This is a genomic window from Pseudomonas gessardii (genome assembly GCF_001983165.1).
In the GTDB taxonomy this organism is placed as follows: domain Bacteria; phylum Pseudomonadota; class Gammaproteobacteria; order Pseudomonadales; family Pseudomonadaceae; genus Aquipseudomonas; species Aquipseudomonas gessardii.
This window is the reverse complement of the sequence record NZ_MNPU01000034.1, coordinates 15,158-39,555: the sequence shown is the minus strand read 5'-3', so window position 1 is coordinate 39,555 and position 24,398 is coordinate 15,158. Positions and strand designations below refer to the sequence as shown.

Genomic DNA, 24,398 nt, shown 5'->3' with positions numbered 1-24,398 from the left:
CTGGATCGCAAGATACTGACCGCCGGTGGCCTAGAATCTGGAACAAGCCCCTTTTGGGGCTTGTTTCATTTCCGGAGTGTGTCTAAAATACGCGGCTCGCCTGAGCCCGTGTGTTTTATGCCCGGAGATTCTCGGTGACATATGTAGCCGCAAGGCTAATTTTTTTGTATTAGGAGCGTCTAGCCCATGAGTATGCAGGACCCGTTAGCGGACATGCTAACTCGTATCCGTAATGCCCAGATGGCTGAAAAGTCCGTCGTAAGCATGCCATCTTCCACGTTGAAGGTAGCTGTTGCCAAAGTCCTGAAAGACGAAGGCTACATTGCGGGTTATCAGATCAGCAGCGAAATCAAGCCACTGCTGTCCATCGAGCTGAAGTACTTCGAGGGCCGTCCGGTCATCGAGGAAGTGAAGCGCGTTAGCCGTCCAGGCCTGCGTCAGTACAAGTCCGTTGAAGATCTGCCGAAAGTTCGTGGCGGTCTCGGTGTGTCTATCGTCTCCACCAACAAAGGTGTGATGACGGATCGTGCTGCGCGCGCTGCCGGTGTCGGCGGCGAAGTTCTTTGCACTGTGTTCTAAGGGGGGATAAGCATGTCTCGCGTCGCTAAGAACCCCGTTAAGCTGCCAGCCGGTGTCGAAGTAAAATTCGCAGGCCAACAGCTTTCGGTGAAGGGTGCCAAGGGTACTCTTGAACTGAACATCCATTCGTCCGTTGAGATCGTTGAAGAAGCTGGTGAGCTGCGTTTCGCTGCTCGCAATGGCGATCAACAAACTCGCGCAATGGCCGGTACCACGCGTGCGTTGGTAAACAACATGGTCCAAGGCGTAAGCCAAGGCTTCGAGCGTAAGCTCCAGCTGGTCGGTGTTGGTTACAAAGCGCAAGCAAAAGGCACGGTTTTGAACCTGGCCCTTGGCTTCTCGCACCCAGTGGATTACGAACTGCCGGAAGGCATCACCGCTGAAACTCCTAGCCAGACCGATATCCTGATCAAGGGCATCGATAAGCAGCTGGTAGGTCAAGTGGCTGCCGAGATCCGCGACTTCCGTCCACCAGAGCCGTACAAAGGCAAAGGTGTGCGCTACGCGGACGAAGTCGTCCGTCGTAAAGAAGCCAAGAAGAAGTAGGGCATAGCAAATGACCGACAAAAAAGTTACTCGACTGCGTCGCGCTCGCAAAGCACGCCTGAAAATGCACGAACTCGAAGTCGTGCGTCTCTGCGTGTTCCGCTCGTCGCAGCACATCTACGCCCAGGTCATCTCGGCCGACGGCAACAAAGTCCTGGCAAGCGCCTCGACTTTGGATAAAGAACTGCGTGATGGTGCCACTGGCAACATCGACGCGGCCACTAAGGTTGGCCAGCTGGTCGCTACGCGTGCTAAGGCCGCTGGCGTCTCGCAAGTGGCTTTCGACCGCTCTGGCTTCAAGTACCACGGCCGCGTTAAAGCGCTGGCTGATGCTGCTCGTGAAGCTGGGCTGGAGTTCTAAGTTATGTCAAATAACGACCAAAAGCGCGACGAAGGCTACATTGAGAAGCTGGTTCAAGTTAACCGCGTAGCCAAAACCGTTAAAGGCGGCCGTATCTTCACCTTCACCGCGTTGACCGTGGTTGGTGATGGCAAGGGCCGTGTTGGCTTCGGCCGTGGCAAGTCGCGTGAAGTGCCTGCTGCGATCCAGAAGGCAATGGAAGCTGCTCGTCGCAACATGATCCAAGTTGACCTGAACGGCACCACTCTGCAGTACGCAATGAAGTCCGCTCACGGCGCTTCGAAGGTGTACATGCAGCCTGCTTCTGAAGGTACCGGTATCATCGCTGGCGGCGCTATGCGTGCTGTCCTCGAGGTTGCTGGCGTTCAGAACGTTCTGGCCAAGTGCTACGGCTCGACTAACCCTGTAAACGTGGTTCACGCCACTTTCAAGGGTTTGAAAGCTATGCAATCTCCTGAATCCATTGCCGCCAAGCGTGGCAAAAGCGTCAAGGAGATCTTCTGATCATGGCTACCGTTAAAGTAACGCTGATCAAAAGCATGACCGGCCGCATCCCTAACCACAAATTGTGCGTTAAGGGTTTGGGTCTGCGTCGCATCGGTCACACTGTAGAAGTCCAGGATACTCCCGAGAATCGCGGGATGATCAACAAGGCTTACTACATGCTGCGTGTCGAGGGTTAATCGATGAAACTCAATGATCTGAGTCCAGCGCCGGGTTCCCGTCGCGAAAAGCATCGTCCGGGCCGTGGTATCGGTAGCGGTTTGGGTAAGACTGGTGGCCGTGGCCACAAAGGTCAGACCTCCCGCTCCGGTGGCACCATCGCTCCAGGCTTTGAAGGCGGTCAACAGCCGCTGCATCGTCGCCTGCCGAAGTTCGGTTTCGTTTCCCTGAAGGCCATGGATCGCGCAGAAGTGCGTTTGTCCGAGCTGGCTAAAGTGGAAGGCGACATCGTTACCGTGCAGACCCTGAAAGATGCCAACGTGATCAACGTCAACGTACAGCGTGTGAAAATCATGCTGTCCGGTGAAGTGACTCGCGCTGTCACTATCGGCAAGGGAATCGGCGCCACCAAAGGTGCGCGTTCGGCTATCGAAGCAGCTGGCGGCAAGTTCGAGGAATAAATGGCTAAGCAAGGTGCTCTCTCAGCGCTCGGCAAAGGCGGTATGTCTGAACTTTGGGCTCGTCTGCGTTTTCTGTTCCTGGCGATTATCGTCTACCGAATAGGCGCACACATCCCGGTTCCAGGTATCAACCCGGACCGACTCGCAGACCTGTTTCGACAGAATGAGGGGACCATTCTTAGCTTGTTCAACATGTTTTCCGGCGGCGCGCTGGAGCGGATGAGCATCTTTGCACTGGGGATCATGCCGTACATTTCGGCATCGATCATCATGCAGTTGATGAGCGCCGTCAGCCCGCAGCTGGAGCAGTTGAAGAAGGAAGGTGAAGCTGGTCGTCGCAAGATTAGCCAGTACACCCGCTACCTCACTGTCGTTCTTGCTCTTGTCCAGGCGATTGGCATGTCCATTGGCCTGGCAGGGCAGGGCGTAGCGTTCACTGGTGACTTTGGCTTCCATTTCGTCGCGGTAACCACGTTTGTGGCTGGTGCGATGTTCATGATGTGGCTGGGTGAGCAGATTACTGAGCGTGGTGTTGGCAACGGTATCTCGATGTTGATTTTCGCAGGTATCGTCGCCGGTCTTCCGAGGGCAATCGGGCAGTCTTTCGAGTCTGCACGTCAGGGTGATATCAATATCTTCGCCTTGGTTGCCATCGGTTTGCTGGCAGTAGCGATTATCGGTTTTGTGGTGTTCATTGAGCGTGGCCAGCGTCGTATTGCTGTTCACTACGCCAAGCGTCAGCAGGGCCGCAAGGTCTTCGCCGCGCAGACCAGCCACTTGCCGCTGAAAGTGAATATGGCCGGTGTAATTCCTGCTATCTTCGCGAGCAGCATTTTGCTGTTTCCGGCTTCGTTGGGTGCCTGGTTCGGTCAGTCTGAAGGTATGGGCTGGTTGCAGGACATCTCGCAGTCGATCGCTCCTGGTCAGCCGTTGAATATTCTGCTGTTTAGTGCAGGGATTATTTTCTTCTGCTTCTTCTATACGGCGTTGATGTTCAATCCGAAAGACGTAGCGGAAAACCTGAAGAAGTCCGGTGCCTTTATTCCGGGTATTCGTCCAGGCGAGCAGTCGGCACGCTACATTGATGGCGTTCTGACCCGTTTGACCCTGTTCGGTGCTCTATATATGACGGCCGTGTGCTTGTTGCCCCAGTTCCTGGTGGTTGCAGCAAACGTTCCGTTCTACCTTGGCGGGACCTCGTTGCTGATCGTCGTCGTGGTTGTGATGGACTTCATGTCCCAAGTACAATCGCACCTCGTTTCGCACCAGTACGAATCCCTGATGAAGAAAGCCAACCTGAAGGGCTACGGCAGCGGCATGTTGCGCTGAGTACCCCATAAGGTTCGAGGAGTTGGTGATGAAAGTTCGTGCATCGGTGAAAAAGCTGTGCCGTAACTGCAAGATTATTCGCCGCGAAGGTGTTGTTCGAGTAATTTGCAGCGCGGAACCGCGTCACAAACAGCGCCAAGGCTGAGTGTGATCCGCTTGAAGCCCGGCAGCTAGTGCGCTGCCGGGTTGATTATTTGTTATTACAGCGATATTATCTCGCGCCCTATTTCTTGGCTTCCGGGGCGTAGGTAGCTGTCAATTGGAGTCCCACTGAATGGCCCGTATTGCAGGCGTTAACATTCCAGATAACAAGCACACTGTTATCTCGCTGACCTACATCTATGGTGTTGGTCGCACTACTGCGCAGAAAATTTGCGCAGTTGCTGGGGTAAACCCAGCCGCTAAGATCAAGGATCTGAGCGACGAGCAGATTGAATCGCTGCGTGGCGAAGTGGCGAAGTTCACCACTGAAGGTGACCTGCGTCGCGAAATCAACATGAAAATCAAGCGTTTGATGGACCTCGGTTGCTATCGCGGTCTGCGTCATCGTCGTGGTCTTCCAGTGCGCGGTCAGCGTACCAAGACTAACGCGCGTACCCGTAAAGGTCCGCGTAAGCCGATCCGCAAGTAATCGCCCCAGCGAATCGACAGGAAAATTATCATGGCAAAACCTGCTGCTCGTCCTCGTAAAAAAGTTAAAAAGACAGTGGTTGATGGCATCGCCCACATCCATGCGTCTTTTAACAATACCATCGTGACCATCACCGACCGTCAAGGTAACGCGCTTTCTTGGGCTACCTCCGGTGGTTCGGGTTTCCGCGGTTCCCGCAAGTCCACCCCGTTTGCTGCTCAAGTAGCTGCTGAACGTGCTGGTCAAGCTGCGCTGGAATATGGCCTGAAAAACCTCGACGTTAACGTCAAGGGTCCAGGTCCAGGTCGTGAGTCTGCTGTCCGTGCTTTGAACGGCTGTGGCTATAAGATCGCCAGCATCACCGACGTGACGCCAATCCCGCACAACGGGTGCCGTCCGCCGAAGAAGCGCCGCGTGTAATCCAGGAGATTGTAAAGAATGGCTCGTTACATTGGTCCAAAATGCAAACTCGCTCGTCGCGAAGGCACCGATCTCTTTCTGAAGAGCGGCGTGCGCGCGATCGAATCGAAGTGCAACATTGAAGCAGCACCTGGTATCCACGGCCAACGCCGCGGTCGCCAGTCCGACTACGGCACCCAACTGCGTGAAAAGCAGAAGGTCCGTCGTATCTACGGCGTTCTCGAGCGTCAGTTCAGCGGCTACTACAAAGAAGCTGCTGGCAAGAAAGGTGCAACCGGTGAAAACCTGCTGCAACTGCTCGAATGCCGTCTGGACAACGTTGTATACCGTATGGGCTTTGGTTCTACTCGTGCCGAATCCCGTCAGCTGGTATCGCACAAATCCGTCAGCGTAAACGGCCAAACCGTTAACGTCCCGTCCTACCAGGTTCGTGCTGGTGACGTGGTCGCGATTCGCGAGAAAGCAAAAAACCAACTTCGCATTGTCCAAGCTCTCGATCTGTGTGCCCAACGTGGCCGCGTAGAATGGGTAGAAGTAGACACTGAGAAGAAGTCGGGCGTTTTCAAGAACGTTCCTGCTCGCAGTGATCTGTCCGCCGACATCAACGAAAGCCTGATTGTCGAGCTCTACTCCAAGTAAGGGCTAGAAAATAGGTGCATCCATGCAGATTTCGGTAAATGAGTTCCTGACACCCCGCCACATTGATGTGCAGGTTGTCAGTCCAACCCGCGCCAAGATCACTCTCGAGCCTCTCGAGCGTGGTTTTGGCCACACCCTGGGCAACGCGCTGCGCCGCATCCTGTTGTCCTCAATGCCCGGCTGTGCAGTAGTCGAGGCCGAGATTGACGGTGTGCTCCACGAGTACAGCGCCATCGAAGGTGTACAGGAAGACGTAATTGAAATCCTGTTGAACCTTAAAGGTCTGGCTATCAAGCTGCACGGCCGTGACGAAGTTACGCTGACCTTGTCGAAGAAGGGTTCGGGGGTGGTTACCGCTGCCGATATTCAGCTGGATCATGATGTCGAGATCGTTAACCCCGATCACGTAATCGCTAACCTGGCGTCTAACGGCGCCCTGAACATGAAGCTCACCGTAGCTCGTGGTCGTGGTTATGAACCGGCCGACTCGCGTCAGAGCGATGAAGACGAAAGCCGCAGCATTGGTCGCTTGCAGCTTGACTCTTCGTTCAGCCCGGTTCGCCGTATCGCATACGTGGTGGAAAACGCCCGTGTCGAGCAGCGTACTAACCTGGACAAGCTGGTTATTGATCTGGAAACCAACGGTACTCTGGATCCTGAAGAGGCTATTCGCCGCGCTGCAACCATCCTGCAACAGCAGTTGGCTGCGTTCGTCGACCTCAAGGGTGACAGCGAACCAGTGGTAATCGAGCAGGAAGACGAGATCGATCCGATCCTGCTTCGCCCGGTTGACGATCTGGAACTGACTGTACGTTCGGCTAACTGCCTTAAGGCGGAAAACATTTACTACATCGGTGACCTGATTCAGCGTACCGAAGTAGAACTGTTGAAGACTCCGAACCTGGGCAAGAAATCCTTGACTGAAATCAAGGACGTTCTGGCCTCCCGCGGTCTGTCCCTCGGCATGCGCCTCGACAACTGGCCGCCTGCAAGTCTTAAGAAGGACGACAAGGCGACTGCCTGATCGTCGTAATCACCGAACGTGAGTTTGGTAAGGAATGAACCATGCGTCATCGTAAAAGTGGTCGTCACCTGAGCCGTACCAGCTCGCACCGCAAGGCCATGTTTCAAAACATGGCGGTGTCGCTGTTCGAGCACGAGCTGATCAAAACTACACTGCCGAAAGCCAAAGAACTGCGTCGCGTTGCTGAGCCGCTGATCACTTTGGCCAAGACAGACAGCCTGGCTAACCGCCGTTTGGCTTTCGACCGTACTCGCTCGAAAGCTATCGTTGGTAAGCTCTTCAACGACCTGGGCAAGCGTTATGCTACCCGTGAGGGTGGCTACCTGCGCATCCTCAAGTGCGGTTTCCGCACTGGCGACAACGCGCCTATGGCGTACGTCGAGTTGGTTGATCGTGCTACTGCTGGCGAAGCTGTATCCGCCGAGTAAGACGACAGTCTGCTACGAAAAACCGGGCCTAGTGCCCGGTTTTTTGTGGGCGATGGAAAAGCATCCGGTTGTGGGGATGATGCTTATTGTCGAGCGGCAACAGGCCACTTGATCGAACGAGGGTCCGCTTCCTGATTCTTCTCGAGTAGGAAGGTGCCGTCTTGCTTGGGGATGTTCTGGTCGCTGGGGATGTGAGCTTGCTGTCCGAAGATGCCGGTCTTGGCATTAAATGTCAGGTCATGCAGCGCCACATTTCCGTACCAGTCCTCTGAGGGGAGTGAGATATAACTGATGGCGTAGTCTTGATCTGCGAAGGAGCCTTTCACGACATAGACGCCATAGTGCTCTTCACCCGGAGAAATGATTTTGTATAACCCATTCTCATAGTAATAAAGCGTCGCTTCCTTGAAGGGTTTGGCGTCATAAAGCTTCTGATAGGTCAGGTGGTGGATATGGGTAGGCTTACCGAATGTGACGTCAATGGACGGGGCGGCAGGAGCTGCCAGAGCCGGAATACTGAAGGTTAAGAACATCAATCCCATCAAATTTATTTTCATCATTGTGTGCCATGACTTTTCTGGGGTGGGGCCTGAGTATATGAGTTCGGATACCTAAAAATTATTTCTGAGCCCCCAAGGAATCTTTAGCAAATGTACCAATACCGGTGCCACGGCCAGTGGCGTGTTTGGCTTTGGCTATTTGAATCAGGATTTCGTTAGTAATTAACTATCGATGTGCATGATTTAATAAATTTGATGGTGTCATCTTCCTGGTCAATACTCCCTCCAAGCCGATTAGCCGGCAGTTCCATGACTGACCTGAGGAGATTGAGCATGAGCCAGAATAAAACCCTTACAACCGCCAGCGGTGCTCCCGTCGCGGATAACCAGAACTCCCGTTCCGCTGGCCCGCGTGGCCCGCTGCTGCTCGACGATTTTCACCTGCTCGAGAAGCTTGCCCACTTCAACCGTGAAAACATCCCAGAGCGTCGTGTACACGCCAAAGGCTCGGGCGCGTATGGCACATTCACGGTGACCAAAGACATCACCCGCTACACCAGTGCCAAACTGTTTGAAGCGGTTGGCAAGCAGACTCCGACCTTCTTGCGTTTCTCGACTGTCGGCGGTGAGCGCGGCTCGGCTGATACTGAGCGCGACCCACGTGGTTTCGCACTGAAGTTCTACACCGAAGAAGGGAACTGGGACATCGTGGGCAATAACACCCCGATCTTCTTCATCCGTGACCCGCTGAAATTCCCGGACTTTATCCACACCCAAAAGCGTTTGCCGCAAAGCAATCTGAAAAGTGCGCAGATGAAGTGGGACTTCTGGTCGCATTCGCCTGAGGCGCTGCACCAGGTCACCATCTTGTTCTCGGACCGTGGCATCCCGGATGGCTATCGTCATATGCACGGCTTTGGTAGCCACACCTACAGCCTGATCAGCGCCAAGGGTGAGCGTCACTGGGTCAAGTGGCACTACAAGACCAAGCAAGGCATCAAGAACCTGGCGCCTGCCGATGCTGCACGCCTTGCCGGCACCGATCCGGATTACGCCCAGCGCGATCTGTTCGAGGCCATTGAGCGCGGTGACTTCCCAAAATGGCGGGTGTGCATCCAGATCATGACCGAGGCCCAGGCCAACGCTCATTACGAGAACCCTTTCGACGTGACCAAAACCTGGTCGCAGAAAGAATTCCCGCTGATTGAAGTGGGGGAACTGGAGTTGAACCGCAACCCGCAGAACTACTTCGCCGAAGTGGAGCAGGCCGCGTTCGGTCCAAGCAACATGGTGCCTGGTGTCGGTTTGTCGCCGGATCGCATGCTGCAAGGTCGCGTGTTCGCTTACGCTGACGCACACCGCTATCGTATTGGTACCAACCACCAGCACCTGCCGGTGAATGCTTCGCGCAGCCCGGTCAACAACTACCAGCGCGATGGCTCCATGGCGTTTGGCAGCAACGGTGGCGCGGCTCCCAACTACGAGCCCAACAGCTACAGCGATGCGCCCAAACAGGCTCCGCAGTACGCAGAACCTGCCCTGGCCCTCAGTGGTGTGGCGGATCGCTACGATCACCGCGAAGACACTGACTACTACAGCCACGCCGGTGCGTTGTTCCGCCTGATGAATGCTGAGCAAAAAGCGCTGTTGATCAACAACATCGCCGGCGCGATGGCGGGTGTTTCCAGCGATGTGGTTCAGCGTCAGTTGCAGCACTTCTTCAAGGCCGATCCGGCTTATGGAGAAGGGATCGCAACGGCACTGGGTGTATCGCTTAACTAACTCTAAGTGATAAGCAGAACCGCCCTCATTTGGGCGGTTTTTGCGTTATTTCAGCTACTTTTCTCCGAAAAACTTCACTTTTATGCCGTTCATCCCGTGACCTGCGGGTCCGCTTGGTTCAAACTACAGCCTTTCAAGCAGGGAGATGTAGGGCGATGCAAGGTCACCCCGACGTAATCGATTACCTCAACACGTTGCTGACGGGCGAACTGGCAGCTCGTGACCAATATTTCATCCACTCGCGTATGTACGAAGACTGGGGCTTTACCGAGCTCTACGAGCGTATCAACCACGAAATGGAAGAAGAGGCACAGCACGCCGACGCACTGATGCGCCGTATCCTGATGCTCGAAGGCACGCCGCGTATGCGTCCTGACGACCTGGATACCGGCACCACCGTGCCTGAGATGCTCGCCAGCGACTTGCGCCTGGAATACAAGGTTCGCGCTGCGCTCTGCAAGGGTATTGAGCTTTGCGAAAAGCACAACGACTATGTGACCCGGGAAATCCTGCGCGTACAGTTGAACGATACCGAAGAAGATCACACTTACTGGCTGGAAAAGCAGTTGGGTCTGATCAAGTTGATCGGCCTGGAAAACTACCTGCAATCGCAGTTCTGATTCCGCCGGCATAAAAAAGCCCCTGTCACCGTAGCGGTGACAGGGGCTTTTTGTTGGGCCCGAAAACTCAGGCCCGGTCGCGCGCCAGCAACGGCTTCAGATAGTAGCCAGTGTGGGACTGCGGCATCTCCGAAACCTGTTCCGGCGTACCCACCGCAATAATCTGCCCACCCTTGGAACCGCCTTCCGGCCCCAGGTCCACCAGCCAGTCGGCTGTCTTGATCACATCCAGGTTGTGCTCGATCACCACTACGGTATTGCCGTGGTCGCGCAAACGATGCAGTACGTCGAGCAATTGCTGGATATCCGCGAAGTGTAAACCGGTGGTCGGCTCATCGAGGATATACAGGGTCTTGCCGGTATCGCGCTTGGACAGTTCGCGGGACAGCTTCACCCGCTGCGCCTCACCACCGGACAGCGTAGTCGCCGACTGCCCTAGCTTGATATACGACAAGCCCACGTCCATCAGGGTCTGGAGCTTGCGTGCCAGGGCTGGCACTGCATCAAAGAACACCCGCGCTTCCTCGATGGTCATCTCGAGGGTTTCATGGATGTTCTTGCCCTTGTATTTGATCTCCAGGGTTTCGCGGTTGTAGCGCTTGCTCTTGCACACATCGCACGGCACGTAGATGTCCGGCAAAAAGTGCATCTCGACCTTGATCAAGCCGTCGCCCTGGCACGCCTCGCAGCGCCCGCCCTTGACGTTGAAGGAGAAACGCCCAGGCCCATAACCCCGGGAGCGGGACTCCGGCACGCCGGCAAACAGTTCGCGTATGGGCGTGAACAGCCCGGTATAGGTCGCCGGGTTGGAGCGGGGGGTACGACCAATCGGGCTCTGGTCGATATCCACCACCTTGTCCAGCAGCTCCAGGCCCTTGATGCTGTCATGGGCGGCAGCTTCCAGGGTGGTGGCACCGTTCAATGCGGTGGCGCTGAGGGGGAACAGGGTGTTGTTGATCAGCGTCGACTTGCCTGAGCCGGATACACCGGTCACGCAGGTCAGCAGGCCCAGAGGGATTTCCAGATCGACATTGCGCAGGTTGTTGCCGCGCGCGCCCTTGAGGTGCAGCGCCTGTTTTTTGTTACGTGGCGTACGTTTGGCCGGCACTTCGATTTTCACCCGGCCAGACAAGTATTTGCCGGTCAATGAGTCCGGGTGGGCCATGACTTCGGCCGGTGTGCCCTGGGCAACAATATGGCCGCCATGCACGCCCGCACCGGGGCCGATATCGACGACGTAGTCCGCCAGGCGAATGGCATCCTCATCATGCTCGACCACGATCACCGTGTTGCCGATATCCCGTAGGTGCTTGAGCGTGCCCAGCAAGCGATCGTTGTCGCGCTGATGCAGGCCGATGGAGGGTTCGTCGAGGATGTACAGCACGCCCACCAGGCCGGCACCGATCTGGCTGGCCAGGCGAATGCGCTGAGCCTCGCCGCCGGACAGGGTGTCGGCACTGCGATCCAGGGACAGGTAGTCCAGGCCCACGTTGACCAGGAACTGCAGGCGCTCGCGGATTTCCTTGAGGATCTTGTCGGCAATCTCGCCGCGGCGCCCGGTCAGCTTCAGTACGCCGAAGTATTCGCAGGCATCGCCGATCGGCAGGTTGGTCACCGCCGGCAGGGTCTTCTCGCCGACCCATACGTGGCGGGCTTCGCGACGCAAGCGGGTGCCGCGGCAATCCGGGCAGGGCTGGGTGCTGAGGAACTTGGCCAACTCCTCGCGCACGCTGGCCGACTCGGTTTCCCGGTAGCGCCGTTCCAGGTTAGGCACGATGCCCTCGAACGGGTGGGAGCGCTTGACGATATCGCCACGGTCATTGAGGTACTTGAAGTCGACGTTCTGCGAGCCGCTGCCATGCAGGATGACTTTCTGTTGCTCGGCCGGCAACTCGTTGAACGGCACTTCCAGGCTGAATTTATAGTGGGCGGCCAACGACCCGAGCATCTGGAAGTAATACACATTGCGTCGGTCCCAGCCGCGTATTGCGCCCTCCGCCAGCGTCAGGTCGCCATTGACCAGGCGCTTGATATCGAAGAACTGCTTGACCCCCAGGCCATCACAGGTCGGGCAGGCGCCGGCCGGGTTGTTGAAGGAGAACAGCTTGGGCTCCAGCTCGCTGATGGCATGGCCGCAGATCGGGCAGGCAAAGCGCGCGGAGAAGATGATCTCTTCGCCCGGCTCGTCGTCCATCGGCGCCATCAGGGCGATACCATCCGCCAGCTTCAATGCGGTCTCGAACGACTCCGCCAGGCGTTGCTGCAGATCGGCGCGCACCTTGAACCGGTCGACCACTACATCGATGGTGTGCTTCTTCTGTTTATCCAGCTTCGGCGCTTCATCCAACTCATACAGCTTGCCGTTGATGCGGGCGCGGACAAAGCCCTGGGCGCGCAGCTCTTCAAAGACCGACAAGTGCTCGCCCTTGCGCTCGCGAATCACCGGGGCCAGCAGCATCAGCTTGGCGCCTTCCGGCTGGGCCAGCACCAGGTCGACCATCTGGCTGACGGTCTGGGCTTCCAGGGGGATGTCGTGATCCGGGCAGCGCGGGATGCCGACGCGTGCGTACAGCAAGCGCAGGTAATCGTAGATTTCGGTGATGGTGCCCACGGTGGAGCGCGGGTTGTGGGAGGTGGACTTCTGTTCGATGGAAATGGCTGGCGACAGGCCTTCAATGGTGTCGACATCAGGCTTTTCCATCATCGACAGGAACTGCCGGGCATAAGCCGACAGCGACTCCACATAACGCCGCTGACCTTCGGCATACAGCGTATCGAACGCCAGTGATGACTTGCCGGACCCGGACAAGCCGGTGATGACAATCAGTTTGTCCCGGGGCAGGGTCAGGTCGATGTTCTTCAGGTTGTGGGTTCTAGCCCCACGAATCAGGATCTTGTCCAAGATGGCCTCGCACGGCGGGCGTAAATAATGCAGGAGTATACGGCTAAAGACTGGATGAATATACACTGCCAAAAGGCCGCTTGCAGCCTGACATGAAAGCCACGCGGCAAAGCGCCGCATATACCCTCTCAATCGATGGGACTGGTAGAATCGCCGCCGGTTCACACGAGGTTTTTCCATGCACGATCCCCACAGCGAACGCATGAGTAGCGGCGAGACCCGAGCGGCAAGCGGTCTGGCCCTGGTGTTCGCCTTCCGTATGCTGGGTATGTTTATGGTGTTGCCGGTGCTGGCGACCTATGGCATGGACCTCGCCGGCGCGACCCCGGCCCTAATCGGCCTGGCGATTGGTGCCTATGGCCTGACCCAGGCGATTTTCCAGATCCCGTTCGGGATCATTTCCGACCGCATTGGCCGCCGGCCGGTGATCTACCTGGGGCTGATCGTCTTCGCTCTGGGCAGCGTGTTGGCAGCCAATGCCGATTCGATCTGGGGCGTGATCGCCGGGCGCATCCTGCAAGGTGCCGGGGCGATTTCCGCGGCGGTGATGGCGCTGCTGTCGGACCTGACCCGCGAACAACATCGCACCAAGGCCATGGCCATGATTGGCATGACCATCGGTTTGTCGTTTGCCGTGGCCATGGTGGTCGGCCCCCTGCTGACCCGCGCCTTTGGCTTGCACGGCTTGTTCCTGGCCACCGGCGGCATGGCGCTGTTCGGCATCCTGGTCGTGGCCTTTATGGTGCCGCGCTCTACCGGGCCGCTGCAGCACCGCGAGTCGGGTGTGGCGAAGCAGGCGCTGCTACCGACCCTCAAGCACCCGGACCTGCTGCGCCTGGATTTGGGTATCTTTGTATTGCACGCGATGCTGATGTGCAGCTTCGTCGCCTTGCCCCTGGCGCTGGTGGAAAAGGCCGGGTTGCCCAAGGAGGAGCACTGGTGGGTGTACCTGACCGCGTTGCTGATTTCGTTCTTCGCCATGATCCCGTTCATCATCTACGGCGAGAAGAAACGCAAAATGAAACGAGTTTTGCTCGGCGCCGTCGCGACATTGATGCTCACTGAACTATTCTTCTGGCAGTTCGGCGACAGCCTACGGGCGCTGGTAATCGGCACGGTGGTGTTTTTCACCGCGTTCAACCTGCTGGAGGCGTCACTGCCTTCGCTGATCAGTAAAGTTTCACCGGCCGGCGGCAAGGGCACGGCCATGGGAGTGTATTCCACCAGCCAGTTCCTCGGCTCGGCGCTGGGCGGCATCATGGGCGGCTGGATGTTCCAGCATGGCGGTTTGTCGGTTGTGTTCCTCGGATGTGCCGGGCTGGCTGCACTTTGGCTGGTCTTTGCTGTTACCATGCGCGAACCTCCCTACGTCACAAGTCTGCGTTTGCCGCTATCGCCCGAGGCGATCCGTGAAAGCGGTCTGGTCGAGCGCCTGAAGGCCGTCGTAGGGGTAACAGATGCAGTCGTGGTCGCGGAAGAGGCGGCCATTTACATCAAATTGGACACCGAACTATTGGATCGCGCGACGCTCGAGCAACTGGTAAACCCAGTGCCGACAGCGCGCCCAGCCTAGGAGAACGTTATGGCCCGTGGGGTTAACAAAGTCATATTGGTCGGTACATGCGGCCAGGATCCCGAAGTTCGCTACTTGCCTAACGGTAACGCCGTGACCAACCTGAGTCTGGCGACCAGCGAACAGTGGACCGACAAGCAGACCGGCCAGAAGGTCGAGAAAACCGAATGGCACCGTGTGTCGATGTTCGGCAAGGTTGCAGAGATCGCCGGTGAATACTTGCGCAAAGGTTCGCAGGTCTACATCGAAGGCAAACTGCAGACCCGCGAGTGGGAAAAAGACGGCATCAAGCGTTACACCACAGAAATCGTGGTCGACATGCAAGGCACCATGCAACTGCTGGGCGGCCGTCCACAGGGCGACCAACAGGGCCAGGGCGGCATGTCCAACTCGGCACCGCGTCCACAGCAGTCCCGTCCGCAGCCAAGCCAGCAGCCACAGCGTGAGTCGCGTCCAGCGCCACAGCAGGCGGCACCGCAGCCGGCAGCCGACTTCGACAGCTTTGATGACGATATTCCGTTCTAGGATCCGGCTCAGATACTTGATGTAAAGTTTTACCCTGAAAGCCCCGGTGCATAAGCAGCCGGGGCTTTTTTATTGCGCCAGCGCAACCCGCGATGGCCGCGTATCTGCAGGACGCCCGAGGGCGGCTTAGAGAGTGTGTCAGCTCGGGATTTGTCCGAAGCCGCCTTTGGCGTATTTGACGAGAGTGCGACGGATGTCTTCCTCGGTTGTCATCACCAGAGGGCCGTATTTGATGAAAGGTTCACCGATGGGGCTGCCAGCGATGAGCACGAAGTGGCACGGTTCGCTCGAAGTCATCCTTAGTTCGACTTGCGCGCCAGCGCTCACGGTTGTGGAGTGGCCCGCGGGTATGCTCTGCTCCTCTGCATTGCAGTGAACCGTCAATGTACCGCTGACTGCATAAATCCAGGCTTGAAAGCCTTCAGCAAGCGTATGAGCAAATACGCCGTCGGCTTGCAGGGAACCGTCGAGTAAGGTTAGCGGCTCTGGCGTGCCCTCCGCTCCGATGACATCGCCACTGCGTCCCAGTACCACCCGAACGCGGTGTCCGGGTGCCTGAATGATCGGTACCTGTTGTGCCGGTACATGAAGCGTACGCGCGGGTGTCAGCTTGAGATGGCTCGGGAGATTAACGAACACTTGCAGAGCATGGGTGCGAGCATTTGCTTCAGGGACTTCCTCGTGAACCGCGCCACTCGCGGCTGCCAGCCAGTACAGGTCACCAGCTTTGAGTGCGAGGTTGTGCCCCAGGGTGTCACGGTTCAGCAAGTTGCCTTCTGAATCCTCGAACATCACCGTGACGGCAGAAATCCCGGCATGAAGATGCGGTGCGAAAGTGGGCGCGGTCATGACGAAGTGGTCCACCATAAGCAGCGGGTCCATACGGGTGGCAAACATGTCCTCAGAGAAATGCAGAGCGGTGAAGCCTTCGCCGATGGTGTGAGTGACACCCGAGACGATCTGACCCAGTCGTGGGCTGGCGAGTGTGTCGGGTTCAAGCCTGGTGATGTGATTCATGATACGGCCCTCTGATTGGTGTCCTGTCGGGGGGCAATCTAGAGGCGAACCCGGAAACCGAGAAGCCGTCCATTTCAGGATTCAGCGTCCAAGGCAATGGACGATCTACATCAAGACCTTTTTCGGGAATTCTCGGGCCAGGTGATCGAGAAACGCGCGTACTGAAGGCAAGAGTCCTTGCCGAGAAGGAATGAGCGCGGTGATGGTCGAATCGCCCGCCAGCCATTGTGGCAGTACGCGTCGCAAGGCTCCAGACCGCACAGCTGCCTGGCAGATATAACCCGGCAAGGCCACGATACCCAGGCCGCTGATGGCTGCCTGCTGCAAACCGGTGATGTCGTCGCTTTGCAGCCTCGGCTCCAGCGGTATGACCGCTTCTTCGTTCGCGTGATGGGCGTGGCGCAAGCGCCATATTGGCACTGCACCGGGCCGGGCCATGAACAGCGTGGGGTGTTTGTGCAGGTCCTGAGGGGTCTGGGGCTCACCGTTGGCGTCCAGATAACGGGCTCCGCCAAACAGGAACCAGGGGGCCGGCGCAAGTGTGTGCTGTACCAGGTCAGAGTCGGGCAACGGGGCGGAATGAGCGCGCACAGCGACATCGTAGTTTTCACCGACGATGTCGACGGTCCGGTTGGCCGCGAGGGAAACAATATTGACGTTGGGATACTGGGTGAGGAAGTCGGCAATAATTTCCGACATGACGTATTGCATTATCGCGTTGCCCGCCGTGCAGCGAATCGTGCCACTCGGTTCGGTCAGGCGATGCCGGATCGTGCTCTCGGCCAGCTCTGCCTCACGCAGCATGGCGACGGCATGCTGGTAGAAATCCGTTCCGGCGTCGGTCATCCCGAATTTGCGTGAGGTCCGGTTGAGCAGGCGAACGCCCAGATTGTTTTCAAGTCGCTGAATGCGGTGACTGAGGGTGGATTTCGGCATCTGCAAGATTCGACCGGCAGCGGTGAATCCGCCCCGGTCGACCACCTGCACAAAGAAAAAGAAGTCATTGAGATCTAGCACTCATCACCTCATTGTTCGTCTGATTGGACGCTGAGGTGGGATTGTGCCGGGATATTGCAGGCTGATCCAGTGACCCGATGAAGAGGTTTTAGCGGCGAGAAGCAGTGTATATCTGCCCGACCAGCGTGGCCCATGGCATGTCGATAGCACCGTAGACAGTCTCTGCTTCTGGTCGGGCATTGTCCTTGAGGATTTCCACCATCAAGCTGGCGTAGTCGGACGGGATCACGCCCGCTTGCATCATGCGCAGCAGACCGGCCTGACGCTTGGTGTCGCTGAACGTGCCGGATGCATCGACTGCCACATAGGCATCGTAGCCCCGGGCTACGGCGGTCATGGCCGGAAAGGCTGCGCAGACCTCAAGGGATACCCCGGCGAAGATCAGTTTCTTGCGCCCGGTGGCTTCAATGGCCTGCGCGACACGTTCGTCGTCATAGGCGTTGACTGATGAGCGGTCGATAATTTCGATGCCTGGCAAGGCGTCGACCAGCTCAGGGAAGGTGGGCCCCCACAAGCTGTCCCGTGCTGTGGTCGTGACCACAATTGGCAGGTTAAGCGCCTTGGCCGCTTTGGCTAATGCCACGACATTGTGTTTCAGCTCACCGATCGAGTAGTCCCGGACCCCGGCTATGAGTCCAACTTGATGGTCGACCAGGATCAGTGCGGCGTTATCAGCAGTCAGTGGGTCATAGCTCAGGGGTTTATCGGTAGGTAAGCTCATTTTTTCAGCCTCTTGAGGGAAATGGTGTTATCTGGCGACCGTGTTCTCGGTCGTAATGAGACCAAAACTACGGGTTAAGCCATTCACTCAGAAGCCCTTGAAACTCGAACTCAGTGTCCAACAGGTTGAACGCGCACCCCAGGGCCGGATTTTGCTCCGCCGCCTGAACAAGCAGCGGTCCGAGATTTAGCGGGGGTGAGGTTTGTGTAAAAACATATTGCGTACTGCCAGCACCGGGTACACAGGCGGCCAAGAGGTTATCCTGCGGCAACAAAAAACGATGGCATTCACTTCGGGGGGCTTGCTTGCAGGAGCAAAATCCCTCAGCTCTGGCATTTGTCCCCATGCGCCACAAGATTTAGGCTGTAGTGCATTCCCTTGCCCAAGAAGGAAACCCCGATGACCTGGTCTGCCCAGCAGTATTCGATGTTTGAACAACAGCGCACCCGTCCCGTCCGCGACCTGGTGGCTGCTATCCCTACGGGTGAGGTGCGTACTGCGGTCGACCTGGGGTGTGGCCCGGGCAACTCCACCGAGGTGCTGGCCGAGCGTTTCCCCCGGGCGACGATCACTGGCCTGGACAGCTCGCAGGACATGCTGGCCAGCGCCCGTGAGCGGTTGCCGGCACTCAACTTTGAATTGGCCGATATCGGTGCCTGGAAGCCTGCGCAACCGTTTGATGTGATCCTGGCCAATGCCTCGCTGCAATGGGTGCCGGACCACGCCACCCTCTACCCGCACCTGGTGGCGCAGTTGGCGCCGGGCGGGACGCTGGCGGTGCAAACCCCGGACAACCTCAACGAACCCGCCCACCGCCTGGCCCGTGAGGTGGCCGCGCAAGGGCCGTGGGCGGGCAAGATCGGCGCGGTCAAACATGAGGCGCGTCACCCGGCGAGTTATTACTACGAATTGTTGAGCAAACATTGCAGCACCGTCGATGTATGGCACACCACCTATTACCACCCGCTCAGCGGCCATGAGGCGGTGGTGGAGTGGTTCAAGGGCACGGGCCTGCGGCCATTCCTCGCACCGCTGGAGGCGGCCGAGAAAGGTGCCTTCCTCGACGCCTACCTGGCGCGCATCCGCGAGGCTTATCCCGCCCTGGCCGATGGCACGGTGTTGCTGCCGTTTCCACGGCTGTTCATTATCGCTACGCGCTGACAGCCCGCCGTCAGGCCTTCAGGAACTCATCCGCCGACACCACGCTGGCATAGGCGAATGCCAGCGATGCCATGTAGGCATCATGCACCTGGGCTGCGGCAATGGTCTTGCCATTGAACTCCAGGTCGCGAGTGGCGCAGGCGTCGTGGATCACCGTGACGTTGTAGCCATAGTCCGCCGCTGCCCGAACCACTGCGTCGATGCACATATGGCTCATGCTGCCGACCACCACCAGGTCGGTGATGCTGCGTTGTTCCAGCAACTCGCGCAGGTTGGTTTGGCGAAACGCATTTACAAAATGCTTGAGCACCACCGGCTCGTCGTTTTCGTTCCGCACCTGGGCATGTATGTGTGCGCCTTCGGAGCCTGGGGTGAAGAAGGGCGCATCCGCCGAGGTGAACTCATGGCGCACGTGGATCACCGCGTCGCCGGCCTGGCGAAATGCCTGGAGCACCTGTTGCGCCTTGTCGGCCGCGGCTTCCACGCCGGTCAATGGCCACTTGCCGTGGGGGAAGTAGTCGTTCTGGATATCGATTAGGATAAGTGCTTGCTTGGCCATGGGTATTTTCTCGTGAGGGGTTGATGCGCCCAGTATCGTGGCTGGCGCGTGGCACGGGGATTGGCCGTACCGACAATAACAGGGGGAAAACTGACAATGGCTGTGGAACGCTCGATCGTCGAGCTCGGCGTGCTGATTTATCACGGCGCGCAGATGGCCGCTGTGCATGGGTTGACCGACCTGTTTGGCGTCGCCAATCGCATTGCCGCCGAGCATCAGAGCCGGCAGTTGCCCTTGTTACGTGTCAGTCACTGGCAGGTCAATGGCGATGGTACGCCTGTTCGCGGCTTCGACAGCCAGCCTGGCCCCGATCAACCATTGATGGCCGTGCTGGTGCCGCCGTCGATTGGCGAGTTTTGCGAAGAGCAGGCGCCGCACGCGCTGCTGCACTGGCTGCGCCTGCAACATGCCGCCGGCACGGTACTGGGGGGCGTGTGCATCGGTTCGATCATGCTGGCGCGCAGCGGTTTGCTCGATGGGCGCAGGGCCACCGCCCACTGGTCTTCGGCCAACACCTTCGCCAGCCGTTTTCCTGCGGTGCGCCTGGAGGCCGACAAGCCGATGGTCGATGATGGCGACCTGATCACCACCGCCGGGCTGATGGCCTGGTCCGAACTGGGCCTGCGCTTGGTCGAGCGCCTTATGGGCCCAAGCATCGCTGCCGACACCGCGCGCTTTTTGGTGATTGCACACAGCGACAGCGCCAGCCAGTGCGGCAGCAACTTTGCGCCGATCCTCAGCCATGGCGACGAGGCGATCCTCAAGGTCCAGCACGCGTTGCAGGCCAGTGGTGCGGTGGATGTCTCCCTTACGGCGATGGCCCAGGCGGCCGGCCTGGAAGAGCGCACTTTCCTACGGCGTTTTCGCAACGCCACCGGCTTGAAACCCACCGAATATTGCCAGCACCTGCGGGTCGGCAAGGCACGGCAGATGCTGGAGTTCACCAATACCACCATTGATCAGATTGCCTGGACCGTGGGTTACCAAGACCCGAGCGCCTTTCGCGCCATCTTCAAGAAAATTACCGGCCTTGCGCCCAGCGATTACCGCAATCGGTTTGGGGTGAAAGCACCTGCCTGAATTATCGAGTGGCCCGGTGTCCCTGACGGCCTGCGCCTCGCTCCTGCAAAAAGCCTTGATTGAACGACTACTTAGTAAGTGACGGTTGCGCTACAAACCCGCAAAATGCAACGATTCTGGCCAATACCAACGGCATGGCATCCATGCCTGTCGATAATAGCCATCGTTCCAAACAGACCGGGCCTGCTCAATCTATGCGAATGCGCCTTATGTTACTGGGCGGCGGGAATGCCCTCGGGCAAGCGCTGATTCGCCTTGGTGCGGAGGAAGATATCGGTTTCCTCGCGCCGCGCCCGCCCCAAGACGGCTGGGATGCCGCCAGCCTTACCCAATTGCTCGACGACACCCGTCCCGACGCCTTGATCAACCTCGCCTACTATTTCGACTGGTTCCAGGCCGAGAGCGTGAGCGAGGCCCGCCTGGCCGGGCAGGAGTCTGCCGTCGAGCGCCTGGCGGAACTGTGCCAACACCACAACATCACGCTGCTGCAACCGTCCAGCTACCGGGTGTTCGATGGCTCGCGCGCCACCGCCTACAGCGAAAAAGACGAACCAGTGCCCCTGGGCCTGCGTGGCCAGGCGTTGTGGCGCATTGAACAGAGCGTGCGCGCCACCTGCCCGCAACATGTGCTACTGCGCTTTGGCTGGCTGCTTGATGACAGTATCGATGGCGCGCTGGGGCGTTTCCTGGCCCGTGCCGAGCAACCCGAGCCCTTGCTGCTGGCCGATGACCGGCGCGGCAACCCGACACCGGTGGACGATGCGGCACGGGTGATTATCTCGGTGCTCAAGCAACTCGATTGTGCGGCGCCGCTGTGGGGCACCTACCACTACGCCGGGCAAGAGGCGACCACCCCCGTGGCGCTGGGCCAGGCGATCCTCACCGAAGCGCGCACCTTCCATGTGCTGGCGGTCGAAGCGCCGACAGCCCAGGCCCACGCCGCCCGGCCGGATGCCGCCGACGAGCCACAGCATGCAGTGCTGGCCTGTAAGAAGATCCTGCATACATTCGGCATCAAGCCACGGGCGTGGCGTGCGGGACTGCCGGCGTTGCTCGACCGCTTCTACCGGCATCACTAGCTGACGGAACAAAAAAAATGTGGGAGCCCGGCTTATGTAGGAGCTGGCTTGCCTGCGATGCAGACACCTCGGTCTATCAAAGACACCGAGGCGATGCTATCGCAGGCAAGCCAGCCCCCACACAAGCCAGCTCCCACATTGTTTTGTGGCGTTTATTAAGCCGGGTTTAGAACTTGTAGCCGATACCGACCATGTAGACCATCGGATCCACGTCCACATTGACCTTGGCGCGGGTGCCCGCCGCCAGGGCGTTGTTGTCGACGGTGGCCTTGGTGCTGATGTCGATGTAGCGCACCTGACCGTTGATCATCCACTTGTCGTTGATCATGTAGTCCATACCGATCTGCGCCGCCCAGCCCCAGGAGTTCTCGGCCTTGAAGTTGCTGAAGCCTTCGCCCTGGGCGCGGCTGCTGACGTGTTCGTCATAGATCCAGGTGTAGTTGATACCCGCACCGACGTAAGGCTGGAACGCCGACTTGCTGTCCAGCGGGTAGTACACGACGCTCAGGGTCGGCGGCAGCTGCTTGAGGCTACCGAGCTTGCCGTTGGCGGCGCCGAGGGCGGTGTTCTTGATCTTCACATCATGCTCGAACGGCGTGGCGGCCAGCAGTTCGATACCGACGTGGTTGGTCAGCATATAGGCGAAGTTGAGGCCCAGTTGCGTGTCGCTGCTCATGGTCGCCTTGCCGCCCAGGTTGGTGCCGGCCAATGGGCCCTGGTCAACCTTGACGCTGCCGCTGTCGGCCTTTGGGTTAACGGTGATGGCACCGGCGCGAACCAGGATGTCGCCAGCCTCGTGGGCGTGGGCGAGAGGGGCGGCGAGTGCGAGCGCGAAGAGGGAAGCGCTGAGCAGTGACTTGTGCATGGGTGGCTCCAAAGGACATTTTTAGTTGGCTGTGTCCAATGGTAAAGATCGTTGCACCCGGGCCTTTGACTCAGCTCAATGAAACGGTGATCAGCCAAATACACCGCTTATCGACAGGTGTCAGTCCGGCAACTCGTAGATGTAAATCTTCTCGGCTTCCATCTGATAGCCCGCATCCGCCAATTCGCTGGTGGACGGCTTGACCTGCATCTGCCCCTCGATCCAGTACGGCTGGTACAGCTCCTCCAGCTTCACGCCGATCTCGCTCCTGACATGCACGATCTGGTTCGACGGCGGGGGCGGCACATGGATGCAGGCGCCGAAGTACGGCACCAGCAGGAACTCAGTGGTGCGGCCTTCCTCGCTGACTTCCAGCGGCACGATATAACCCGGCAGGCGGATATGCAGGCCGTTCAACTGGGCCACCACCGGTGCATTGGGCAAGTCCTGCCTGGCCGCTGGCGCGGCCTCCGCCGACAGTGCGTCGGCCATGTTCGACAGGTCGTGCAGCGGCGTCATATTGGGCACCTCCACCGGGGCATCCGGCGGAATCATTTCCTGCCACGACAAGTCTCGGGGCTCGGCGGCCCAGGCGGGCACGGCCACCATCAATAACAGCGCAAGCAGGGCACGGCGCATCAAAGCCTTCCTCATAAACGGATCGACAGGCCATCGGCCAACGATTGTCGATAGGCGCGCCAGGCCGGCACGCTGCCCATCAGCAGGGCGGCGATCAGGATACCGGCGAGCAGCGTCCATTCATACGGGCTGGGCAGCGCCAGTGGCAGGTCCAGGCCGTAATTGGCCTGTAGATAGCCACGGGACGCGGCGATGCATACGTACAGCAGGCCAACCCCCGCAACCACCCCGGCCAGTGCCAGGGCAAAGGCCTCGAAAACCAGCAGGCTTGCAATGTGCCACGGTCGTGCGCCCACCGAACGCAGGATCGCCATTTCCCGACGGCGCTCATTGAGGCTGGTGAGGATCGCCGTGAGCATGCCGATCAAGCCGGTCAGCACCACAAACAGCGAGATCACGAACAGCGCCTTTTCGGCGGTGCCCATCATGCTCCACAGCTCTTGCAAGGCCACGCCCGGCAGGATCGCCAGCATCGGCTCGCCACGGAACTCGTTGATCTGCCGTTGTAGGGCAAAGGTCGAAATCTTGTTGTTCAGCCCCAGCATAAACGCGGTGATGGCTTGTGGCGTGAGGTCCATATTGCGCGCCTGGTCGGCACTGACCCGGCCCTTGCCCTGGGCGGGCACGCCGTTGTGCCAGTCGATATGGATCGCTTCCATGCCGCCGAGGCTGATGTGCAACGTGCGGTCCACCGGGGTGCCGGTGCGTTGCAGAATGCCGACCACGGTGAACGGTTTGTCATCGTGCTTGACCAGGCTGACCACCGCCACGCCATGGGCCAGCACCAGCTTGTCGCCGAGTTTGTAATGCAGGGCGTCGGCCACTTCGGCGCCGAGCACCACTTCAAACGGGTCGCTATCAAACGCACGGCCACTGGCCAGTTGCAGGTTCTGCTTGCGGCCGTACTGGTAGTGCTCGAAGTAGGCTTGGGTGGTGCCCATCACCCGGTAGCCGCGATGGGAGTCGCCGAGGGACATGGGGATCGCCCATTTCACTTGCGGGCTGGCGGCAAAGTGCTCGAAGCTGTCCCAGCGGATGTTGTTGGTGGCGTTGCCGATGCGAAATACCGAGTACAACAGCAGGTTGACCGAGCCTGCGCGGGCGCCGACGATCAGGTCGGTGCCGCTGATGGTGCTGGCAAAGCTGGCGCGGGCCTCGGTACGCACGCGCTCCACCGCCAACAGCAGGCACACCGACAGGGCGATGGCGAAGGCGGTGAGGATCGCGGTAAAGCGGCGGTTTGCCAGGCTGGCCATGGCTAGACGGAACAAATACAT

29 protein-coding genes are annotated in these 24,398 nt (G+C 58.6%); 20 read left to right on the top strand and 9 right to left on the bottom strand.

What is annotated here, in order from left to right; translation table 11 throughout:
- The first annotated feature begins 186 nt into the window (after window positions 1-186).
- The 13 genes from rpsH (at window position 187) to rplQ (ending at window position 7,081) form a co-directional block, all read left to right on the top strand.
- Window positions 187-579 carry a 30S ribosomal protein S8 gene (gene rpsH, locus BLL38_RS20565; protein WP_017848802.1) on the top strand — a complete coding sequence of 131 codons (393 nt, stop codon included), beginning with the start codon at window positions 187-189 and terminating at the stop codon, window positions 577-579.
- Window positions 580-591: 12 nt separating this feature from the next.
- A complete protein-coding gene (rplF, locus tag BLL38_RS20560) occupies window positions 592-1,125 on the top strand; it encodes a 50S ribosomal protein L6 (protein WP_003176412.1) in 534 nt (177 codons plus the stop codon).
- Window positions 1,126-1,135: 10 nt separating this feature from the next.
- Window positions 1,136-1,486 (top strand): 50S ribosomal protein L18, encoded by a 351-nt coding sequence (rplR, locus tag BLL38_RS20555; protein WP_003186037.1) that lies wholly within the window; start codon window positions 1,136-1,138, stop codon window positions 1,484-1,486.
- Between the two features lie 3 nt (window positions 1,487-1,489).
- Window positions 1,490-1,990: a 30S ribosomal protein S5 gene (gene rpsE, locus BLL38_RS20550; protein ID WP_003186035.1), complete on the top strand. Its 501-nt coding sequence runs from the start codon at window positions 1,490-1,492 to the stop codon at window positions 1,988-1,990.
- A 2-nt stretch (window positions 1,991-1,992) separates the two neighbouring features.
- Window positions 1,993-2,169: a 50S ribosomal protein L30 gene (gene rpmD, locus BLL38_RS20545; protein WP_003176408.1), complete on the top strand. Its 177-nt coding sequence runs from the start codon at window positions 1,993-1,995 to the stop codon at window positions 2,167-2,169.
- A gap of 3 nt (window positions 2,170-2,172) precedes the next feature.
- Entirely contained in the window at window positions 2,173-2,610 is a 438-nt protein-coding gene (rplO, locus tag BLL38_RS20540) for a 50S ribosomal protein L15 (RefSeq protein WP_003176407.1), read from the top strand.
- Entirely contained in the window at window positions 2,611-3,939 is a 1,329-nt protein-coding gene (gene secY, locus BLL38_RS20535; RefSeq protein ID WP_053125863.1) for a preprotein translocase subunit SecY, read from the top strand. It begins immediately after the preceding gene.
- Window positions 3,940-3,967: 28 nt separating this feature from the next.
- Window positions 3,968-4,084, top strand: a complete 117-nt coding sequence (gene rpmJ / locus BLL38_RS20530; RefSeq protein ID WP_002555468.1) for a 50S ribosomal protein L36 — start codon at window positions 3,968-3,970, stop codon at window positions 4,082-4,084.
- 129 nt (window positions 4,085-4,213) lie between these two features.
- Complete coding sequence (gene rpsM, locus BLL38_RS20525; RefSeq protein WP_076964124.1) at window positions 4,214-4,570, top strand: 30S ribosomal protein S13; 357 nt, start codon at window positions 4,214-4,216, stop codon at window positions 4,568-4,570.
- A gap of 30 nt (window positions 4,571-4,600) precedes the next feature.
- The gene (rpsK, locus tag BLL38_RS20520; RefSeq protein WP_002555466.1) at window positions 4,601-4,990 is read left to right on the top strand and encodes a 30S ribosomal protein S11; all 390 of its coding nucleotides are present in this window, start codon (window positions 4,601-4,603) and stop codon (window positions 4,988-4,990) included.
- 18 nt (window positions 4,991-5,008) lie between these two features.
- Window positions 5,009-5,629, top strand: coding sequence for a 30S ribosomal protein S4 (rpsD, locus tag BLL38_RS20515; RefSeq protein ID WP_003210056.1), 621 nt, complete (start codon window positions 5,009-5,011; stop codon window positions 5,627-5,629).
- Between the two features lie 22 nt (window positions 5,630-5,651).
- Window positions 5,652-6,653 carry a DNA-directed RNA polymerase subunit alpha gene (locus BLL38_RS20510; RefSeq protein ID WP_003176403.1) on the top strand — a complete coding sequence of 334 codons (1,002 nt, stop codon included), beginning with the start codon at window positions 5,652-5,654 and terminating at the stop codon, window positions 6,651-6,653.
- A gap of 41 nt (window positions 6,654-6,694) precedes the next feature.
- Window positions 6,695-7,081 (top strand): 50S ribosomal protein L17, encoded by a 387-nt coding sequence (gene rplQ, locus BLL38_RS20505; RefSeq protein WP_007918448.1) that lies wholly within the window; start codon window positions 6,695-6,697, stop codon window positions 7,079-7,081.
- Window positions 7,082-7,164: 83 nt separating this feature from the next.
- Here rplQ and BLL38_RS20500 read toward each other — a convergent pair whose 3' ends face one another.
- Complete coding sequence (locus BLL38_RS20500; protein WP_076964123.1) at window positions 7,165-7,638, bottom strand: hypothetical protein; 474 nt, start codon at window positions 7,636-7,638, stop codon at window positions 7,165-7,167.
- Window positions 7,639-7,914: 276 nt separating this feature from the next.
- Between BLL38_RS20500 and BLL38_RS20495 the strand changes: the two genes are divergently transcribed.
- Both BLL38_RS20495 and bfr read left to right on the top strand, forming a co-directional pair.
- Window positions 7,915-9,363, top strand: a complete 1,449-nt coding sequence (locus BLL38_RS20495; RefSeq protein ID WP_076964122.1) for a catalase — start codon at window positions 7,915-7,917, stop codon at window positions 9,361-9,363.
- Between the two features lie 155 nt (window positions 9,364-9,518).
- Window positions 9,519-9,983, top strand: a complete 465-nt coding sequence (gene bfr / locus BLL38_RS20490) for a bacterioferritin (RefSeq protein ID WP_029299402.1) — start codon at window positions 9,519-9,521, stop codon at window positions 9,981-9,983.
- A 67-nt stretch (window positions 9,984-10,050) separates the two neighbouring features.
- Here the strand turns inward: bfr and uvrA are convergent, their stop codons facing one another.
- Window positions 10,051-12,885, bottom strand: a complete 2,835-nt coding sequence (gene uvrA, locus BLL38_RS20485; RefSeq protein ID WP_076964121.1) for an excinuclease ABC subunit UvrA — start codon at window positions 12,883-12,885, stop codon at window positions 10,051-10,053.
- Window positions 12,886-13,063: 178 nt separating this feature from the next.
- On the opposite strand from uvrA, the gene BLL38_RS20480 reads away from it, so the two are divergent.
- Window positions 13,064-14,458 (top strand): MFS transporter, encoded by a 1,395-nt coding sequence (locus tag BLL38_RS20480; protein WP_076964120.1) that lies wholly within the window; start codon window positions 13,064-13,066, stop codon window positions 14,456-14,458.
- Window positions 14,459-14,467: 9 nt separating this feature from the next.
- Window positions 14,468-14,983, top strand: a complete 516-nt coding sequence (locus tag BLL38_RS20475; protein ID WP_017849542.1) for a single-stranded DNA-binding protein — start codon at window positions 14,468-14,470, stop codon at window positions 14,981-14,983.
- Between the two features lie 138 nt (window positions 14,984-15,121).
- Here the strand turns inward: BLL38_RS20475 and BLL38_RS20470 are convergent, their stop codons facing one another.
- The 3 genes from BLL38_RS20470 to BLL38_RS20460 all read right to left on the bottom strand — a co-directional run bounded on the left by BLL38_RS20470 (window position 15,122) and on the right by BLL38_RS20460 (window position 17,738).
- The gene (locus BLL38_RS20470) at window positions 15,122-16,000 is read right to left on the bottom strand and encodes a pirin family protein (protein ID WP_076964119.1); all 879 of its coding nucleotides are present in this window, start codon (window positions 15,998-16,000) and stop codon (window positions 15,122-15,124) included.
- Window positions 16,001-16,105: 105 nt separating this feature from the next.
- Complete coding sequence (locus tag BLL38_RS20465) at window positions 16,106-17,017, bottom strand: LysR substrate-binding domain-containing protein (protein WP_076964118.1); 912 nt, start codon at window positions 17,015-17,017, stop codon at window positions 16,106-16,108.
- An 88-nt stretch (window positions 17,018-17,105) separates the two neighbouring features.
- Window positions 17,106-17,738, bottom strand: a complete 633-nt coding sequence (locus BLL38_RS20460) for an isochorismatase family protein (RefSeq protein WP_076964117.1) — start codon at window positions 17,736-17,738, stop codon at window positions 17,106-17,108.
- 399 nt (window positions 17,739-18,137) lie between these two features.
- Here BLL38_RS20460 and tam point away from each other — a divergent pair, with 399 nt between their 5' ends.
- On the top strand, window positions 18,138-18,899 hold the full coding sequence (gene tam / locus BLL38_RS20455; RefSeq protein WP_076964116.1) for a trans-aconitate 2-methyltransferase: 762 nt from the start codon (window positions 18,138-18,140) through the stop codon (window positions 18,897-18,899).
- Between the two features lie 10 nt (window positions 18,900-18,909).
- Here tam and BLL38_RS20450 read toward each other — a convergent pair whose 3' ends face one another.
- Window positions 18,910-19,458, bottom strand: a complete 549-nt coding sequence (locus BLL38_RS20450) for a cysteine hydrolase family protein (RefSeq protein ID WP_076964115.1) — start codon at window positions 19,456-19,458, stop codon at window positions 18,910-18,912.
- A 96-nt stretch (window positions 19,459-19,554) separates the two neighbouring features.
- Here BLL38_RS20450 and BLL38_RS20445 point away from each other — a divergent pair, with 96 nt between their 5' ends.
- Together BLL38_RS20445 and BLL38_RS20440 are read left to right on the top strand one after the other, a co-directional pair.
- On the top strand, window positions 19,555-20,538 hold the full coding sequence (locus BLL38_RS20445; protein ID WP_076964114.1) for a GlxA family transcriptional regulator: 984 nt from the start codon (window positions 19,555-19,557) through the stop codon (window positions 20,536-20,538).
- 194 nt (window positions 20,539-20,732) lie between these two features.
- Complete coding sequence (locus BLL38_RS20440) at window positions 20,733-21,617, top strand: sugar nucleotide-binding protein (RefSeq protein ID WP_076964113.1); 885 nt, start codon at window positions 20,733-20,735, stop codon at window positions 21,615-21,617.
- Window positions 21,618-21,783: 166 nt separating this feature from the next.
- On the opposite strand, the gene BLL38_RS20435 is transcribed toward BLL38_RS20440, so the two are convergent.
- From BLL38_RS20435 to BLL38_RS20425, 3 genes are all read right to left on the bottom strand, one after another.
- Window positions 21,784-22,482 (bottom strand): OmpW/AlkL family protein, encoded by a 699-nt coding sequence (locus BLL38_RS20435; protein ID WP_076964112.1) that lies wholly within the window; start codon window positions 22,480-22,482, stop codon window positions 21,784-21,786.
- Window positions 22,483-22,602: 120 nt separating this feature from the next.
- Window positions 22,603-23,121: a DUF3299 domain-containing protein gene (locus BLL38_RS20430; protein ID WP_076964111.1), complete on the bottom strand. Its 519-nt coding sequence runs from the start codon at window positions 23,119-23,121 to the stop codon at window positions 22,603-22,605.
- A gap of 11 nt (window positions 23,122-23,132) precedes the next feature.
- On the bottom strand, window positions 23,133-24,398 hold the full coding sequence (locus BLL38_RS20425) for an ABC transporter permease (protein ID WP_076964110.1): 1,266 nt from the start codon (window positions 24,396-24,398) through the stop codon (window positions 23,133-23,135).

Coding starts and splice junctions, on each gene's coding strand:
- BLL38_RS20460 (WP_076964117.1), bottom strand. CDS start 17,738: ATGAGCTTACCTACCGATAAACCCCTGAGCTATGACCCACTGACTGCT.
- BLL38_RS20450 (WP_076964115.1), bottom strand. CDS start 19,458: ATGGCCAAGCAAGCACTTATCCTAATCGATATCCAGAACGACTACTTC.
- rpsD (WP_003210056.1), top strand. CDS start 5,009: ATGGCTCGTTACATTGGTCCAAAATGCAAACTCGCTCGTCGCGAAGGC.
- BLL38_RS20500 (WP_076964123.1), bottom strand. CDS start 7,638: ATGAAAATAAATTTGATGGGATTGATGTTCTTAACCTTCAGTATTCCG.
- rplQ (WP_007918448.1), top strand. CDS start 6,695: ATGCGTCATCGTAAAAGTGGTCGTCACCTGAGCCGTACCAGCTCGCAC.
- rpsM (WP_076964124.1), top strand. CDS start 4,214: ATGGCCCGTATTGCAGGCGTTAACATTCCAGATAACAAGCACACTGTT.
- BLL38_RS20425 (WP_076964110.1), bottom strand. CDS start 24,398: ATGTATTTGTTCCGTCTAGCCATGGCCAGCCTGGCAAACCGCCGCTTT.
- bfr (WP_029299402.1), top strand. CDS start 9,519: ATGCAAGGTCACCCCGACGTAATCGATTACCTCAACACGTTGCTGACG.
- BLL38_RS20475 (WP_017849542.1), top strand. CDS start 14,468: ATGGCCCGTGGGGTTAACAAAGTCATATTGGTCGGTACATGCGGCCAG.
- rplO (WP_003176407.1), top strand. CDS start 2,173: ATGAAACTCAATGATCTGAGTCCAGCGCCGGGTTCCCGTCGCGAAAAG.
- BLL38_RS20440 (WP_076964113.1), top strand. CDS start 20,733: ATGCGAATGCGCCTTATGTTACTGGGCGGCGGGAATGCCCTCGGGCAA.
- BLL38_RS20470 (WP_076964119.1), bottom strand. CDS start 16,000: ATGAATCACATCACCAGGCTTGAACCCGACACACTCGCCAGCCCACGA.
- BLL38_RS20445 (WP_076964114.1), top strand. CDS start 19,555: ATGGCTGTGGAACGCTCGATCGTCGAGCTCGGCGTGCTGATTTATCAC.
- BLL38_RS20480 (WP_076964120.1), top strand. CDS start 13,064: ATGCACGATCCCCACAGCGAACGCATGAGTAGCGGCGAGACCCGAGCG.
- rpmD (WP_003176408.1), top strand. CDS start 1,993: ATGGCTACCGTTAAAGTAACGCTGATCAAAAGCATGACCGGCCGCATC.
- BLL38_RS20495 (WP_076964122.1), top strand. CDS start 7,915: ATGAGCCAGAATAAAACCCTTACAACCGCCAGCGGTGCTCCCGTCGCG.
- rplF (WP_003176412.1), top strand. CDS start 592: ATGTCTCGCGTCGCTAAGAACCCCGTTAAGCTGCCAGCCGGTGTCGAA.
- rpsE (WP_003186035.1), top strand. CDS start 1,490: ATGTCAAATAACGACCAAAAGCGCGACGAAGGCTACATTGAGAAGCTG.
- BLL38_RS20510 (WP_003176403.1), top strand. CDS start 5,652: ATGCAGATTTCGGTAAATGAGTTCCTGACACCCCGCCACATTGATGTG.
- tam (WP_076964116.1), top strand. CDS start 18,138: ATGACCTGGTCTGCCCAGCAGTATTCGATGTTTGAACAACAGCGCACC.
- rpmJ (WP_002555468.1), top strand. CDS start 3,968: ATGAAAGTTCGTGCATCGGTGAAAAAGCTGTGCCGTAACTGCAAGATT.
- BLL38_RS20435 (WP_076964112.1), bottom strand. CDS start 22,482: ATGCACAAGTCACTGCTCAGCGCTTCCCTCTTCGCGCTCGCACTCGCC.
- secY (WP_053125863.1), top strand. CDS start 2,611: ATGGCTAAGCAAGGTGCTCTCTCAGCGCTCGGCAAAGGCGGTATGTCT.
- rpsH (WP_017848802.1), top strand. CDS start 187: ATGAGTATGCAGGACCCGTTAGCGGACATGCTAACTCGTATCCGTAAT.
- BLL38_RS20430 (WP_076964111.1), bottom strand. CDS start 23,121: ATGCGCCGTGCCCTGCTTGCGCTGTTATTGATGGTGGCCGTGCCCGCC.
- rpsK (WP_002555466.1), top strand. CDS start 4,601: ATGGCAAAACCTGCTGCTCGTCCTCGTAAAAAAGTTAAAAAGACAGTG.
- rplR (WP_003186037.1), top strand. CDS start 1,136: ATGACCGACAAAAAAGTTACTCGACTGCGTCGCGCTCGCAAAGCACGC.